General features: G+C 71.7%; 14 protein-coding genes and 1 pseudogene. 7 read left to right on the top strand and 8 right to left on the bottom strand.

Translation table 11 applies throughout. The annotated features are described in order from the left end of the window. Window positions 1-15 precede the first annotated feature (15 nt). The 4 genes from AWQ68_RS30575 to AWQ68_RS30560 all read left to right on the top strand — a co-directional run bounded on the left by AWQ68_RS30575 (window position 16) and on the right by AWQ68_RS30560 (window position 3,328). The gene (locus AWQ68_RS30575) at window positions 16-927 is read left to right on the top strand and encodes a proline dehydrogenase family protein (RefSeq protein WP_066946926.1); all 912 of its coding nucleotides are present in this window, start codon (window positions 16-18) and stop codon (window positions 925-927) included. Continuing rightward, window positions 927-2,552, top strand: coding sequence for an L-glutamate gamma-semialdehyde dehydrogenase (gene pruA, locus AWQ68_RS30570; RefSeq protein ID WP_066946924.1), 1,626 nt, complete (start codon window positions 927-929; stop codon window positions 2,550-2,552). Before AWQ68_RS30575 ends, pruA begins: the two co-directional genes overlap by 1 nt. A gap of 222 nt (window positions 2,553-2,774) precedes the next feature. Continuing rightward, entirely contained in the window at window positions 2,775-3,062 is a 288-nt protein-coding gene (locus AWQ68_RS30565) for a type II toxin-antitoxin system Phd/YefM family antitoxin (RefSeq protein WP_066947026.1), read from the top strand. Continuing rightward, entirely contained in the window at window positions 3,059-3,328 is a 270-nt protein-coding gene (locus AWQ68_RS30560) for a type II toxin-antitoxin system RelE family toxin (RefSeq protein ID WP_066946921.1), read from the top strand. The genes AWQ68_RS30565 and AWQ68_RS30560 overlap by 4 nt, the downstream gene beginning before the upstream one ends. A 140-nt stretch (window positions 3,329-3,468) precedes the next feature. Here AWQ68_RS30560 and AWQ68_RS30555 read toward each other — a convergent pair whose 3' ends face one another. From AWQ68_RS30555 to AWQ68_RS30550, 3 genes are all read right to left on the bottom strand, one after another. Continuing rightward, window positions 3,469-3,693, bottom strand: coding sequence for a FitA-like ribbon-helix-helix domain-containing protein (locus AWQ68_RS30555; protein WP_066946919.1), 225 nt, complete (start codon window positions 3,691-3,693; stop codon window positions 3,469-3,471). Window positions 3,694-3,847: 154 nt separating this feature from the next. Beyond that, window positions 3,848-4,051 (bottom strand): VapC50 family PIN domain-containing toxin, encoded by a 204-nt coding sequence (locus AWQ68_RS46470; protein WP_505782191.1) that lies wholly within the window; start codon window positions 4,049-4,051, stop codon window positions 3,848-3,850. Between the two features lie 176 nt (window positions 4,052-4,227). Continuing rightward, window positions 4,228-4,560 carry a putative quinol monooxygenase gene (locus tag AWQ68_RS30550; protein WP_066946916.1) on the bottom strand — a complete coding sequence of 111 codons (333 nt, stop codon included), beginning with the start codon at window positions 4,558-4,560 and terminating at the stop codon, window positions 4,228-4,230. Window positions 4,561-4,948: 388 nt separating this feature from the next. On the opposite strand from AWQ68_RS30550, the pseudogene AWQ68_RS44415 reads away from it, so the two are divergent. After that, a pseudogene (locus AWQ68_RS44415) lies at window positions 4,949-5,506 on the top strand (alpha/beta fold hydrolase); the annotation flags it as partial. On the opposite strand, the gene AWQ68_RS44410 reads toward AWQ68_RS44415, so the two are convergent. Together AWQ68_RS44410 and AWQ68_RS30540 are read right to left on the bottom strand one after the other, a co-directional pair. Continuing rightward, complete coding sequence (locus tag AWQ68_RS44410; RefSeq protein WP_066946913.1) at window positions 5,486-6,514, bottom strand: serine hydrolase domain-containing protein; 1,029 nt, start codon at window positions 6,512-6,514, stop codon at window positions 5,486-5,488. The pseudogene AWQ68_RS44415 and the gene AWQ68_RS44410 sit on opposite strands and share 21 nt — an antisense overlap. A gap of 75 nt (window positions 6,515-6,589) precedes the next feature. After that, window positions 6,590-7,384, bottom strand: coding sequence for an alpha/beta fold hydrolase (locus AWQ68_RS30540; RefSeq protein WP_066946910.1), 795 nt, complete (start codon window positions 7,382-7,384; stop codon window positions 6,590-6,592). Between the two features lie 300 nt (window positions 7,385-7,684). On the opposite strand from AWQ68_RS30540, the gene AWQ68_RS30535 reads away from it, so the two are divergent. After that, the gene (locus tag AWQ68_RS30535) at window positions 7,685-10,132 is read left to right on the top strand and encodes a M14 family metallopeptidase (RefSeq protein WP_066946907.1); all 2,448 of its coding nucleotides are present in this window, start codon (window positions 7,685-7,687) and stop codon (window positions 10,130-10,132) included. Window positions 10,133-10,353: 221 nt separating this feature from the next. Here AWQ68_RS30535 and AWQ68_RS30530 read toward each other — a convergent pair whose 3' ends face one another. After that, a complete protein-coding gene (locus tag AWQ68_RS30530) occupies window positions 10,354-11,016 on the bottom strand; it encodes a response regulator (protein ID WP_066947023.1) in 663 nt (220 codons plus the stop codon). Then, on the bottom strand, window positions 11,013-12,278 hold the full coding sequence (locus tag AWQ68_RS30525; RefSeq protein ID WP_245656227.1) for a sensor histidine kinase: 1,266 nt from the start codon (window positions 12,276-12,278) through the stop codon (window positions 11,013-11,015). Before AWQ68_RS30525 ends, AWQ68_RS30530 begins: the two co-directional genes overlap by 4 nt. A gap of 131 nt (window positions 12,279-12,409) precedes the next feature. Here AWQ68_RS30525 and AWQ68_RS30520 point away from each other — a divergent pair, with 131 nt between their 5' ends. After that, window positions 12,410-13,615, top strand: a complete 1,206-nt coding sequence (locus tag AWQ68_RS30520) for an alpha/beta hydrolase family protein (protein WP_066947017.1) — start codon at window positions 12,410-12,412, stop codon at window positions 13,613-13,615. Window positions 13,616-13,697: 82 nt separating this feature from the next. Here the strand turns inward: AWQ68_RS30520 and AWQ68_RS30515 are convergent, their stop codons facing one another. Continuing rightward, on the bottom strand, window positions 13,698-14,453 hold the full coding sequence (locus AWQ68_RS30515; protein WP_066946905.1) for a lysophospholipid acyltransferase family protein: 756 nt from the start codon (window positions 14,451-14,453) through the stop codon (window positions 13,698-13,700). Window positions 14,454-14,474: the final 21 nt, after the last annotated feature.

Here is a 14,474-nt window from a genome sequence, read left to right as displayed (position 1 = left end):
ATCTACGCTTGAGCCATGCTCGGTTCCCTGCTTCTCGCGGCCTCGCGGAATCCGCTGGCGCGGCGCGCCGTCTCGGGTCTTCCGCCCACCCGCCGCGTCGTCGACCGCTTCGTCGCCGGCGAGTCCGCCGCCGACGCGGTCGCCGCCGTACGCCGCCTGACCGACGCCGGCCTGACCGTCACGATCGATCACCTCGGCGAGGAGATCCGTGACACGGAGGCGGCCGCTGTCACGGCCAAGGCGTACGTCTCCCTGCTCGACGCGCTCGCCCCGCTCGGCCTCGGCCGCCGCGCGGAGGTGTCGGTGAAGCTGTCGGCCGTCGGGCAGGCGCTCGACGAGTCGCTGGCGCTGGAGCACGCGCGGCGCATCTGCGCGGCCGCCCGGGACTGCGGGACCACCGTCACGCTCGACATGGAGGACCACACCACGGTCGACTCCACGCTCTCGGTCCTGCGCGCCCTGCGGGAGGACTTCCCCGACACCGGGGTGGCGATCCAGGCCTACCTCTTCCGCAGCGAGGAGGACTGCCGCGACCTCTCCGGCTCGCGGGTGCGCCTGGTCAAGGGCGCGTACCGGGAGCCCGCGTCGGTGGCGCACCAGAGCAAGGCCGAGGTGGACCGGGCGTACGTGCGGTGCCTGCGCATCCTGATGGCGGGTACGGGATATCCCATGGTGGGCACGCACGACGACCGGCTCATCGCGATCACCGAGACGCTGGCCGACCGGTACGGCCGGAGCCAGGACAGCTACGAGTATCAAATGCTCTACGGGATCCGGACGGACAAGCAGGAGGCGCTCGCGGGCGCCGGTGCCACGGTCCGGGTCTACGTGCCCTACGGCGACGACTGGTACGGGTACTTCATGCGCCGCCTGGCGGAGCGCCCGGCCAACGTCGCCTTCTTCCTGCGGTCTTTGAGGGGTAAGTGATGGACGCGATCAGCAATGTTCCGGTTCCGGCCAACGAGCCGACGTACGGCTACGCGCCGGGCAGCGCCGAGCGGGCCTCCCTGGAGGACCGGATCAAGGAACTGAGCGGCGCGCCGCTCGAACTGACGATGACGATCGGCGGCGAGCAGCGGCTCGGCGGCGGCTCGCCGATCGACGTGGTGCAGCCGCACAACCACGCCTCCGTGCTGGGACGGACGTCCGAGGCGACCGCCTCCGACGTGCGGGCGGCGATCGACACGGCGCTCGCCGCGGCTCCGGCCTGGCGCGCGCTGTCGTTCGACGAGCGGGCCGCGGTCTTCCTGAAGGCCGCCGACCTGCTGAGCGGCCCCTGGCGGGCCACGCTCAACGCGGCCACGGTCCTCGGCCAGTCGAAGTCCGCGCAGCAGGCCGAGATCGACGCCGCGTGCGAGCTGATCGACTTCCTGCGGTTCAACGTGGCGTACGCGCGGCAGCTCCTGGCCGAGCAGCCGGTGTCGTCGCCGGGCGTGTGGAACCGGATGGAGTACCGGGCGCTTGAGGGCTTCGTCCTGGCGATCACGCCGTTCAACTTCACGGCCATCGCCGGAAACCTGCCGACGTCCGCGGCCCTGATGGGCAACGTCGTGGTGTGGAAGCCGTCGCCGACGCAGCAGTTCGCGGCGCACTTCACGATGCGGCTGCTGGAGGCGGCCGGGCTTCCTCCGGGCGTCATCAACATGGTCACCGGCAACGGCTCGGCCGTCTCCGAGGTCGCGCTGACCCACCCGGAGCTCGCCGGCATCCACTTCACCGGCTCGACCGGCACGTTCCAGCACCTCTGGCGCACCGTCGGCGAGAACATCACCGGTTACCGGAGCTACCCGAGGCTGGTCGGCGAGACCGGCGGCAAGGACTTCGTCCTCGCGCACCCGTCGGCGTCGCCGGATGTGCTGTCCACCGCGCTGATCCGGGGCGCCTTCGAATACCAGGGGCAGAAGTGCTCCGCGGCGTCCCGCGCGTACGTGCCGCGGTCGCTCTGGTCGAGGATGCGGGACGACTTCGTCGCCACCGCCGAGTCGCTGACCGTCGGCGACGTGGCGGGCGACCTGTCCACGTTCATGGGCGCCGTCATCGACGCCCGCGCCTTCGCCAAGCACCGCGAGGCGATCGACCGGGCCAGGTCGGTTGACGCGATCAACGTTCTCACCGGCTCGTACGACGACCAGGTCGGATATTTCGTGAAGCCGACCGTCCTGGAGTGCTCCGACCCCACGGACGAGATCTTCGTCAAGGAGTACTTCGGCCCGATCCTCGCGGTCCACGTCTACGAGGACTCGGCGTTCGACTCGGTGCTCGACCAGATGGAGAGCGTCTCGCCGTACGCGCTGACCGGCTCGATCATCGCGCAGGACCGGTACGCGATCGCGTCGGCGTCGGAGCGGCTGCGGTTCGCGGCGGGCAACTTCTACGTCAACGACAAGCCCACCGGCGCGGTCGTCGGCCAGCAGCCCTTCGGCGGCGCCCGCTCCTCCGGCACCAACGACAAGGCCGGGTCGATCTTCAACCTGATCCGCTGGGTGAACGCCCGCACGATCAAGGAGACCTTCGTCCCGCCGACCGACCACCGCTATCCGCACATGGGCTGACCGTCGAGCGCGCCGCGAAGGGACCACCCTCGCGAGCCGTCACCCTCGACAGCCGGCCCCACCGAAGCGGGCCCGGATCTCCCTGGGGATCCGGGCCCGCTCCCGTTCCCGGCCTCCCTCGGCTCGATTCTCGACGCTCGCACGATTCCGGACACTCCGACCGAGGGACGGCGGTGGCGGAAATATCAGCCAGGTTTCCGGCCAGACAGACACCATGTGCTTATGGAGCTCATTCCAATCAGCGAGGCGAAGGACCGACTCACTGAACTGGCCGACCGCGCCGCCCGGGAGCACGACCATTTCACTCTGACCCGGAACGGGCGCCCGCATGCGGTGATCCTTTCTGTGGCCGAGTGGGAGTCCATACAGGAGACCCTGGAAATCCTCGCCGACGCCGAGATGCGCGCCGATCTGGTAGAGGCCGCCGCCGCCGAGGCGCGCGGCGACGTGACCACAGAAGAGGAGATGGCCGAGATCATGGCGACTCGCCTCGGCAAGGCGAGCGCATGAGCGAGCGGTACTCCGTCCTCCTCGCTCCACCGGCGCGTTGCGCCCTCGCGTCCGGCCTACCCGAAGGTGTTGCCGCCGCCTGGGAGCTGATCACCCGCGCCATCGCCCAGGAGCCATGGCGCGTGGGCAAGCCCCTGCAAGAGCCGTACGACGGGGTGCATGTGGCGCGACGCGGAACCTATCGCGTCGTCTACCGGATTGACGAGGACAAGCACACCGTGACCATTCAGGCCATCAAACACCGCCGGGACGCCTACCGCACGTAGCTGCCGATGTCCGGGGAGGGGCTCCAGCTCAACCCCGAACTGGTGCGGGCGAGAAGAGGTGGCAGGCCTTTCATACGCCGCCCCGATGCTGCCTTTGTTCGCCGGCAGGCGGAGAACGTTCGAGGCGTCGCCGACCAGGCTTACCAGTGCCCCTCTCGCATGGTCTCCCTGACGAAGTCAGGGTCGTACACGATCGGCTCATCGGTGGCGATCTTGTCCATCACCTCGTCCAGGGTGGGACTGGCGGCCTCTTCGTTCAGCAGGTCCCGCACGTACGCGGTCAGAGACTTCCCCTCGCGCTCGGCCCGCGCCTTGAGCGTCTGCTCGGTCGCATCCGGAACGTCCGGGATCTGAAGGGTGCTCACGCAGGCACGTTAGCCAGCAATCCGCATCCGATCTCCGGAATCCTCCGAACGAGAAAATCGTCCCTGGGCGAAGGCCCAGCTCAGCATGCGCTGCTCGGCCGCGTCGTCATGGAACGTCTCGACCAGGATGTACTCACCCAGATCTTCAACGTGCTTAGAGTTCACCCCGCACGGCGTTCAGCCGGCCACGGGCCCCGTCGGCGAAGACTGAGACTCCCGCTCTGTCCAGCGTGCCGATGATCTGCATTGTGCTCATGGGAGGACGGCGTTTCCCTTCCGACATCCGATGCAGCACCCTCATCACCTCATCGGGACCGCGGCTCAGCAGCGAACAGAGGTAGGTGTCAGGATCGGCCACCGACACCCCGGGAACAGCACGTTGGCGTCGACGAAGACCCTCGCCACCGGCATGTACCCCCGGGGAGATCAGTAAGGGAGATCTGCCTCTTCGGCGATCTCTAGTGTCGGCGGAGCGGCGATGGAGAGGCTCACATGAGGAGGTGGGCCCGGACGGATGCCGTCCGGGCCGGGGAGTCAGCCGCGCTCGGGCACGGCCATTTCGCCGAGGAGGGACCAGTCGTTCTGCGGGACCGTGGTGTTGACGATCCGGGGCGTCTCGGCAAGGTACGACGGCAGGGTCCGCTGGGCCTCCCTGAAGTGCTCCGACTGGACGTGCGCGCCCCCGGCCGCGTCGTCACGGAACGCCTCGACCAGGACGTACTCGTTCGGGTCCTCGACGCTGCGCGACCAGTCGAACCACAGGCAACCCGGCTCCTCGCGGGTCGCCCGGGTGAAATCACCGCTGATCTCGGGCCACCGGTCGGCGTGCTCCGGCAGCACTCGGAACTTGGCGGTAATGAAGATCATGCAATCCGTCCCCATCAATAGCGGCATCGGCGGCGAGCCGATCTGAACCGGCCTGACCATACCAATTCGCGTACGGCCGGGCCGTCCCACGACGCCCAAGGACACCGGACGGCCCGGCAAAGGGACCGAGGTGGTCGGGTCCTGGCGTTCGCCCCCATGGTCGTCCGCGCTTGTCCCGGCCGGTAACCACAGGTTGAACCCGGCGCGACGAACGGCGGTCGTTCCGGCCGGGGACCACCGGTCGAACCGCAGCCGCTCGCGTCCCGGGCGGCCCCGTCCGGATGCCCCCGTCATTCGCCCTGACGCGACGAGCGGCGTTCGTCCAGGCGGGGACCCAGCTTGAGCAGCGGCGTTTGTCGCGGTGGGGAGCCGCCGGGATACTGACCGGATGTTCAGCGAGAGCATGGTCACCGTCTCCGCGCAGCCCCCTGTCGAGTTGTTCGTCGCGCGGACGGCCGGGCCCGCCGAGCGGACGCTGCTCGTGATCCACGGAGGCCCCGACTGGGACCACAGCTACCTGCGCGCCCCTCTCGGCGAGCTCTCCGGCCGGCATCGGGTGGTCCTGCCGGACCTGCGGGGCTGCGGACGCTCCAGCCGCGGCCTGCCGGACGACCAGTACACGCGCGACGCCGCCGTCGGCGACCTCGTCGCCCTGTTGGACGCGGTCGACGCCTCCCGGGCCGACGTGCTCGGCTTCTCCTACGGCGGCCTGCTCGCCCAGCGGCTGGCCCTGGCCGCGCCGCACCGGGTCCGGCGGCTGGTGATCGCGTCCAGCAGCGTCCTCCCTGTGCCTCCCGACGCGTTCGCGCGCCGGCCGGAGCGCGAGGAGCGGCGCGCGGACGAGACGCGCGTGTGGTCCGATCCGACGCTGTCCGGCCCGGACACCTGGCCTACCGGCCGAGTCAAAGGGGCGCGGGATGAGGTGTCAGGAGGTCAGGGCGGGCAGGAGCACCTCGTCCAGGACGGCCCGGGCCGCCGCGTCCTGCCCGTCCCCGTTGTACGCGCCCGCGGTGACGGCCACGACGAGGTCGAGATCGGGGAAGAGGAAGAGCCGCTGGCCGCCGTTGCCCGCGGCCATGGCCCGCCAGGAGGGCGGCTCGCCCGGCCGTCCAGGCCGTTCGCCCGGCCCCACGTGCCACAGGTAGCCGTAGGAGAAGCCGTCCCAGGTCGGCACGTGCGGCCGCAGCATCTCCGCGGTCCAGGAGGCGGGGATCGCCTCCGCGTCGAGCACGGCCTGGCCGATCCTGGCGAGGTCACGCGGGGTGAGCCGCAGCCCGGAGGCGGCCGACGCCACGCCGTCCTCCCCCGCCATCCACTCGAAGGACGTGATGCCGAGCGGCGCGAAGAGCGCGTCGCGGGCGAACTCCTCCAGCGGACGGCCGACGCCACGGGCGATGAGCCCGCCGACCAGGGCGGCCGCGCCGCCGCTGTAGGACCACCGCTTCCCCGGCTCCTCGACGATCGGACGTTCCAGGACGAACCGGTAGCGGTCCTCGGCCATCTCCATGGCGATCTCGGAGTTCTCCGGCCCGGTGTACGGCGCGCTCTCGTCCCAGTCGAGGCCGAGGGTCATCGTCAGGGCGTGCTCGACGGTGAGCGCCGCCCGCCCGGGGTCGGCGGCGAGGTCGGCATGCTCGGGGAAGTGCCGCAGGATCGGCTCGCCCGGCTCCGGGACCAGGCCCGCGGCGAGCGCGACGCCGTACAGCAGGCCGACGACGCTCTTGGTGACCGAGCGGACGTCGTGGCGGGTCTCGGGGCCGAAGTCCACCACGCCGAGCGGCGTGTTCCAGGCGTAGTCCTCGCCCGTGCCGTAGCGCTCCAGGACGAGGCGGCCGTGCCGGGCGACCACGACGCCGTGCAGGCCCGCCGCCCGGCCCTCCTCGACGAGGGCGTCGAGCCGCTCGGCGAGGTCGGGGGCGAAGCCCGCCGCTCCGGGGTCGATCCGCTGCCACATGGGATGCCTCCGATTCGTGGAAAACAGATCAGGTAGAGAAATTTCGCGACCTGATGTCCAATCCGGGCCCGTCCATCACAGCGCGGCCAGGAACTCCCGTACGGCGTCGGCGAAGCCGTCGGGGTCGTCGTCGTGGACCCAGTGACCGCAGCCGGGGAACTCGCGCAGCACGGTGCCGGGGCGGCGCTCGGCCATCTCGACGGCCATGGCGGTGGGCATGACGAAGCTGTCGCGCCCGTGGACGAGCAGGGCCGGGCAGGTGGAGGCGAGCCAGTCGGGCCACCAGTCGCCGATCAGCGCCCGCTGGGACTCCATCATGTCGGCGCGGTCGAAGAGGAAGCCCCAGCCGTCGGGGTGCTCTGCCGCGCTCTCCAGGAAGTAGCTCGCGTCGGGGATGCCCCGCGACTCGATCTCCCGGCGCAGCTCGACGAGCGTGGCCGTGCGCCGGGGCCAGCCGGTCACGTCCAGGACGGGGTTCGGGGCGTCCGGCTGCCGGTTGAGCGCGCCTCCCTCCTCGACGACGAGCGCGCGGACCAGGTCCGGGTGCCGGGCGGCGAGCCGGAACGCGACCACTCCGCCCATGGAATGACCGAGCACGGTCATGGGGCCGAGGCCGAGGCCGCGCAGGAACGCGGCGGCGTCGGCGACGTAGGCGTCGGGCGTGAAGTCGCCGTCCCGCTCGCTGTGGCCGTGGCCGCGCTGTTCCAGGGCGATCACGCGGTGGCCGGGGGCGAGGGCGGCGGCGAGCGGCGTGAACATGCGGGCCCGCCCGAAGTGGCCGTGCAGTGCGAGCACCGGCTCCCCCGGCCCGCCGAAGTCGAGGTACGCGAGGCGCAGTCCGCGCACGGTCGCGTGGCGTTCGACCGGCATCGCCGTCCTTCCTCTCCCGGTTGTCCCCGATCTCCGCGCCGTCCTGTGCGCGCGGCCCAAGCGGCCCCGGGGAAGCGGCAAGCATAGCGAGCCATCGCGCGGCGCGTCCGAATCTCCGTCAACTAGGGCGATTTATCCCTCAAAATCCTTCAACATCAGCTCTTAACAGCAAAGGTCATATAACACGGTGATATCAGGCTGTTGACGGCGATATGTCGCCGATCAAGACTTCTTCCACTCGCGTGCGCCCGCCGGGCTGACCCCCTACCCGGACGGGGCACGCCGGAGAAGGAGTCTCTGATGAGGAGTCCTCTGGACCACAGGAGGGCGCGCCGTATCGCGGTCACGCTCGCCCTGCCCCTGGCACTCACCCTGAGCGCGCTCCCGGCGCTCGCCGAACCGTCCCCCTCCCCCGGTGAGGTCGTCCCCGACCGGCAGTCCACCACCGCCCAGAACGGCGTCGCGCTGATGCGGATCGTCGTCCCCGACCAGGCGGACGTGGACCGGCTGAACGCGATGGGCGTGGACCTCGCCGAGTACAAGAAGCCCCTGGACAACGGCATCGAGGTCCACGCCGTGCTCAGCCCCGACGAGGCGCGCCGCCTGCGCGACGAGGGCTTCGACGTCCAGGGCGTGATATCCGACCAGACCGACAACGCCGAGAACCTGGCGGAACGGACCCAGGCGCTGCGGTCGGCGGCCGCGGCGACGGCCGCGACCGACACGCTGACCCCGCTGCGCGCCGAGTGGTTCACCAGCCTGGACGACCAGCGCTTCCTGTCCGTCGAGGTGAAGTCGAGCGCCACCGACGCGCAGACCGTGCTCACCGTCACCTGGGACAGCGGCCCCGGCACCGCGCCCGGCTCCGGCGGCACCGCCACGATGTCGCGGTTCACCGACGCCGGGCAGTACATGTACCACCGCTTCAGCACGCCGCTGTCGATCGCGCAGGCGCCGACCACGGCCACGATCACCAGCAACCGCGGCGGCTCCGTCACGGTCCCGGTGACCAAGTGGCTGGGGCAGCCGCGCAAGCCGCCGGGCAATCACTACGTCGCGGACTTCGTCGACCACTACATGGACCCGACCGAGGTCACCGACCGGATCACCTCGCTGTCCCGCGAGTTCCCCAAGATCTCCGAGATCGTGGACCTGCCGTACAAGACGAACGGCTACCGCCGGGCCGCGCAGGCGCAGTTCGGCACGGTCGCGGCGAGCACGCTGTACGTCAGCTCCAAGGCGTACGGGCACGAGGGCGGCAACGACGTCAGCGTCGCGCTGGCGAAGCCGCAGGCCGCCTCCTCCCCGCTCGGCGTCTCCGTCACGGGCAAGGCCATCGTGGTCAACCTGGGCACGGACGCCTCGGGAGCCGTGGTCAGCACGGCCAAGCAGGTCGTGGACGCGATCAACGGCGACGCCGCCGCGTCCGCGCTGGTGACCGCCGCGACGTATCGGGGCAACGCGGGCACGGGCGTGGTGGCCGCCGCACCGGCGACGCGGCTGACCGACAACCTGAAGGCGCCCGCCTCCGTCTCGCGGGAGCCGTTCCAGATGAAGGCGCTGCGCATCGGCAAGCAGCGGGACGGGGCGAAGACCGGTGTGTTCCTCTACTGCCAGGAGCACGCGCGCGAGTGGGTGACCCCGCTGACCTGCGTGGAGACCGCGGAGCGGCTGCTGCGCAACTACGCCCGGGACGCCGAAACCAAGAAGCTGGTGGACGACCTCGACATCTTCATCCTGCCGACGGTCAACCCCGACGGCGCGCACTACTCGTTCTACGACTACAACATGCAGCGCAGGAACATGACGAACCACTGCGCGCCCAGCTCCGCGGACCCGGCCTCGCGTAACTCCTGGGGTGTGGACCTGAACCGGAACTTCTCGGTCGGGTCGATCTTCGACGGGTACAGCGGCGCCTCGACGAGTTGCACCAGCGACACCTTCGCCGGTCCGGGCGAGTTGTCCGAGCCCGAGGCGAAGAACGAGGTGTGGCTGACCCAGAGGTTCCCGAACATCAAGTTCGCGATGAACACGCACTCCTACGGCGGCTACTTCATGTGGCCTCCGGGGGCCTACAAGACGGCCGGGCGTGAGCTGCTGCCGCGGGTGGACTACGGCACCGAGAACTTCTTCTGGAACGCCTCCAGCCACATCCTCTCCGCCGTGCAGACGTGGCGCGGCACCGCGATCTGGCCCGGACGCACCGGGCCGGTCCCGGACGTCCTCTACTCGGCGGCCGGGAACAGCGCCGACGAGCACTGGTACAACCGGGGCATCATCGGCTGGGACTTCGAGGTCGGCGCGGACGTCTACGACCCGGCGACCAAGCGGTTCCAGGCCGTGGGCTTCCAGCCGGCGTTCAGCGAGGGCCACGAGGAGGCGATGGAGTTCTCCTCCGGGCAGGTCGCCATCCTCGAGGTCGCCCGCGCGTACGCGAACGACCACCGGCAGCCGTCGTCCGAGCTGAAGGTCACCGGAAGGACCGCCGACTCGACCACGTTCACGTTCACCGTGGACGAGCCGGCCAACATTTACTACACGGTGGACGGCAGCCGGCCCACCCTCTCCTCGCCGAAGCTGACCGCGTCCGGGATGCGCGAGGGGGCGCAGCAGATCACCGTCAACGCGACCACCGAGGTGCACTGGTTCGCCGCGGACATCGCCGGCAACACCGAGAAGAACTACAAGCCGGACGGCAACGGCAAGAACTACAACAAGGCCAGGGTCGTGGTCGGCGACGGCCGCTGATCCCCTACCCACCGGATCGGGTGACCCTCGGGCGGCCCCTCGCCGGCCGCCCGAGGGTCCTCCACGGGTCACCCGGAGAAGGGGCCCCCGCCGGGGCGGTATCCCGGTACCCCGGTATCCCGGGCAAGCCGATCCCGCCGGGGCACCCGGGTGAACCGGGGACTCCCCCGAGGGCCCACAGGTCTCCCGGCCGCTCCGCATGGGCGGCCGGGATTCCGCGTTCACGGGCACGGGTACGCGAGCGGGTCGGCCTCGTGCACGAGGATCGCCGCCTGGACGCGGTTGGCCAGGCCGAGCTTCGCGAGCGCGTGGCTCACGTGCGCCTTGACGGTCGCCTCGCTCATGGACAGCCGGCGGCCGATCTCCGCGTTGGAGAGCCCCTGAGCCAGCGCCCGCACGACCTGACCCTCCCGGTAGGTCAGCGCCGACAGCCGCCTGCGCGCCGCCTCCGCCCGCGACGGCCCCATCTCCGTGAACGAGCTGATCAGCCGCTTGGTGACGCTGGGCGAGAGCATGGCGTTGCCGGCGGCGACCGTGCGGACGGCGGACGCGAGATCCCGGGGAGGCGTGTCCTTGAGCAGGAAGCCGACCGCCCCCGCGCGCAGCGCCAGGTGGACGTACTCGTCGAGGTCGAACGTCGTCAGCATGATCACCTTGGGCGGGTCGGGCAGCCTGCCGATCTCCGCCGCCGCGGTGAGGCCGTCCATGCCGGGCATGCGGACGTCGACGAGCATGACGTCGGGGTTGAGCCGGGTGGCCTCGCCGACCGCGGCGGCGCCGTCGCGTGCCTCGCCGACCACCGCGATGTCGCCGGTGGCCTCCAGGATCATGCGCAGGCCCGAGCGGACGAGGGCCTCGTCGTCGACGATCAGGACGCGGATCACGCGGACCACCGCCCGGCACCCTGCATACGAGCCCCCGTGTGCTCCGTCCGGTCGGTCGGCAGCCGGGCGAGGACGTGGAAGCCGCCGTCGGGCAGCGGTCCGGCGGTGAACTCGCCTCCGGCCAGCGTGACGCGCTCGCGCAGCCCCGTCAGGCCCAGCCCGGCGCCGGGCGGCGGATCGGCGGAGACCTGGGACAGGCCGTTGCGGACCGCCACCTCCAGCGCGCCGGGCAGGTAGCGCAGGACGACGTCGGCGGAGACCTCCCCGGCGTGCTTGTGAACGTTCGTCAGGGCCTCCTGCACGAGCCGGTAGGCGGTCCGCTCCACCATGGCGGGCAGCGGGCGGGCGGCGCCCTCCTCGTGCCGCTCGACCGCGATGCCGAGCGACCTCGACTGGTCGAGGAGCCGGTCGAGGTCCGCGAGCATCGGCTGCGGAGCGAGCGGGACGGCGTCGCCCTCCGGGTCGGGCATGAGGCACGCACCGGGCGTCCCGACGTGCGGCGGGCGCAGCACGCCGAGCACCTCCCGCAGGTTCACCAGCGCCTCCCGTCCGATGTCCTGGATGAGGGCGGCGGCCCGCGCGGCGCGCTCGTCGCGGGTCCCCACCTCCAGCGCGCCGGCGTGCAGCACCATCAGGGACACCCGGTGCGCGACGATGTCGTGCATCTCGCGGGCGATCCGGGTGCGTTCCTGGGTCCGGGCCCGATCGGCGCGCGCCCGCTGCTCGTGTTCGAGCCGCTCGGCGCGCTCCCGCAGCGCGATCATCACCTGCGCGCGGGCGCTCACCCACAACCCCATGACCAGCGGCAGCACGACCAGCGTGGTGAAGGGGATGACGACAGCCGCGACGCTGAACGGCAGGCCCCGCACCACGACGTCGACCACCGTGGAGGCGGCCATGGCCGCCGTCGCCGCCCCGGCGTAGGCGGCGATGCCGGCCCGCCCACGGGCCCCCACACCGACGCGGTAGGACGCGACCGCGACGGCCGGCCAGAGCCCGTACGCCATCCAGCCCGCGGCGGCCAGGACGGGCAGCGGCCATCCGAGGCGCCGCGGGAGCGCCGCCGCCACCACCGACGCGGCCACCAGCGCGACGCGGCCCAGATCGTCCGGCAGCACGGGGAGGGCCACCGCGCCGTCCACCGATATCCACGAGGCCAGGAGGACGGCGGCGGCGCGCACCCAGGGACCCGCCTGACCGAGCAGGCGGTCGATCCGCCGCATCGCCCGATCGCCGATCGGAACCCCCGTGCCGTACGCCACGCCCCGAGCCTAGGCGGCCGCGCGCCACGCGCCCACGACGATCGTCGCGGGGCTCCCCCTACCAAAGTCGAAGAACTCCGGTGATCTTTCGGCCGATGCGCCCCCGCACGCGCGCCGGAAGCGTGGTCGCCATGTCAACGATGATCCTTCGCGGCGCGCTGGCGGCCGCCGTCGCGCTCCTGACCGTCGCGACGCCGGCCGCCGCGGCCGTCTCCTCCGCTCCGCACGCGACCGCCGCCGCGCCTTCCACGGGGCCCGCGGCGGAGCCGTCCCGGGCGTCCACGACGGCCTTCGCGCTGCCCGAGCCGACCGGCCCGCACCCGGTGGGCACGACCACGCTGCACCTGGTGGACGGTTCCCGGCCCGACCCGTGGGTGCCGTCGGCGAAGGAGCGCGAGCTCATGGTGACCATGTGGTACCCGGCCAGGGCGGCCGGCGGGCGGCGAGCGCCGTACATGACCCGCGAGGAGGCCACCCTGGTGCTGAAGGGGCTGGGGACGCCCGCCCGCCCCGAGGACGCGGCCCGGCTGAGCCGTACGCGCACCAACTCCTTCCTCGACGTCCCGCCCGCCGGCCGCAGGCGCGGGCTCCCCCTCGTCGTGCTGTCGCCCGGCTTCTCGGTACCCCGCTCCTCGCTGACGAGCCTGGCCGAGGACCTGGCGAGCAAGGGGTACGCCGTGGCCGGGATCGACCACGTCAACGAGGCGTTCGGCACGTCGCTCCCCGGCGGGCGCACCGCGACCTGCGCCGCCTGCGACCACGAGGACGACGACGACTTCGGCGACAAGACCACCCGCGGCCGGGCCGCCGACGTCTCCTTCGTGCTCGACCGGCTGCTCGGCCCGCGCCCGGCCTGGGACGGCGCCGACCTGATCGACCCCTCCCGCATCGCGATGGCGGGCCACTCGATCGGCGGCAACAGCGCCTCGTGGACCATGCTGACCGACCCCCGCGTACGGGCCGGGGTCAACATGGACGGCACCTTCCACGTCCCGATCCCGGACACGGGGCTCGGGCGCCCGTTCCTCATGTTCGGAGCGGGGCGCTTCCACGAGCCCGGCGGCATCGACTTCTCCTGGGACCGCGACTGGCGCCGCATGACCGGGTGGAAGCGCTGGATCACCGTCCGGGGCATGGAGCACGTGTCCCTCTGCGACTACCCGCTGTTCGCGCCGGCGCTCGGCCTGAAGCTGGACGCCACACTGTCCGGGCCGCGCACGGTGAAGATCTTCCGTGCGTACGTCGGCGCCTTCATGGACCTGCACCTTCGCTCGCGGCCGCAGCCGCTGCTCGACGGGCCGTCCCGGCACTATCCCGAGGTGCGTTTCTGGCGGTGACGCGCCCGCCTGGTGGGCTGTCCGCCGGCGGGGACCGCGGGTTCCTTCCGGCGACGTGACCGACCCGGCCGAGCTTCGCCCGCTAGACGTCCGCGCCGGGCTTTGCGCGGCGGGTCCTGGCGGAGGCGTCGAGGGCGGCGGCCTCCTCGGGGGTGGGCGCGGAGCCGCCGAGGTGGGCGGGCTGCCACCAGACGCCCGGCGGGATCTCGGGATAGGTCCGCTGGGCCCGGTCGAGCAGCTCCGCCATGCGCCGCCGCAGCTCGGTGGTGAGGTCGGCGAGCGGCGCGTCCGGCCCGGGGAGCATCGGCTCGCCGACCAGGATCGTGACGGGCACGTGCCGCTGGAGCAGCCTGCGCGGGCGGCCCTTGGTCCACAGCCGGTGCGGCCCCCACACCGCGACCGGGATCAGCGGGACGTCCGCGTCGGCCGCCATCCGGACCGGGCCGTTTTTGATCTCCTTGACGGTGAACGACCGGCTGATCGTGGCCTCGGCGAAGTTCCCCACGATCTCGCCGTCCCGCAGGGCGCGGACCGCCGCGCCGTACGCGCCCGCCCCGGCGGAGCGGTCCACCGGGATGTGGTGCATCCCACGCATCAGCGGCCCGGCCACCGGGTTGGCGAAAACCTCCTTCTTCGCCATGAACCGGACGAGCCGCCTCGAGGGCCACGCGGCGAGCCCGGCGAAGATGAAGTCGAGGTAGCTCACGTGGTTGCTGGCCAGCACCGCGCCGCCGGTTCTGGGCACGCGCTCGGCGCCCTCGATGCGGATCTTGAGATCCAGCGCCTTGAAGAGCACGAGCGCAGTGCGGATCACCGGGGGATACACGATCTCAGCCATGACCGAACGGTAACCTACGCC

This window comes from Microtetraspora fusca, assembly GCF_001570365.1.
In the GTDB taxonomy this organism is placed as follows: Bacteria; Actinomycetota; Actinomycetes; order Streptosporangiales; family Streptosporangiaceae; genus Microtetraspora; species Microtetraspora fusca.
Note: the sequence above shows the minus strand (reverse complement) of the source record. Positions and strands in the feature narration are given on the sequence as shown.

What these genes read in the sequence shown, in the direction of transcription:
- AWQ68_RS30560 (WP_066946921.1), top strand. Translation starts at nt 3,059, where the DNA reads ATGAGCGAGCGGTACTCCGTCCTCCTCGCTCCACCGGCGCGTTGCGCC.
- AWQ68_RS30520 (WP_066947017.1), top strand. Translation starts at nt 12,410, where the DNA reads ATGTCAACGATGATCCTTCGCGGCGCGCTGGCGGCCGCCGTCGCGCTC.
- AWQ68_RS44410 (WP_066946913.1), bottom strand. Translation starts at nt 6,514, where the DNA reads ATGTGGCAGCGGATCGACCCCGGAGCGGCGGGCTTCGCCCCCGACCTC.
- AWQ68_RS30540 (WP_066946910.1), bottom strand. Translation starts at nt 7,384, where the DNA reads ATGCCGGTCGAACGCCACGCGACCGTGCGCGGACTGCGCCTCGCGTAC.
- AWQ68_RS30575 (WP_066946926.1), top strand. Translation starts at nt 16, where the DNA reads ATGCTCGGTTCCCTGCTTCTCGCGGCCTCGCGGAATCCGCTGGCGCGG.
- AWQ68_RS30535 (WP_066946907.1), top strand. Translation starts at nt 7,685, where the DNA reads ATGAGGAGTCCTCTGGACCACAGGAGGGCGCGCCGTATCGCGGTCACG.
- AWQ68_RS30565 (WP_066947026.1), top strand. Translation starts at nt 2,775, where the DNA reads ATGGAGCTCATTCCAATCAGCGAGGCGAAGGACCGACTCACTGAACTG.
- AWQ68_RS30550 (WP_066946916.1), bottom strand. Translation starts at nt 4,560, where the DNA reads ATGATCTTCATTACCGCCAAGTTCCGAGTGCTGCCGGAGCACGCCGAC.
- AWQ68_RS30515 (WP_066946905.1), bottom strand. Translation starts at nt 14,453, where the DNA reads ATGGCTGAGATCGTGTATCCCCCGGTGATCCGCACTGCGCTCGTGCTC.
- pruA (WP_066946924.1), top strand. Translation starts at nt 927, where the DNA reads ATGGACGCGATCAGCAATGTTCCGGTTCCGGCCAACGAGCCGACGTAC.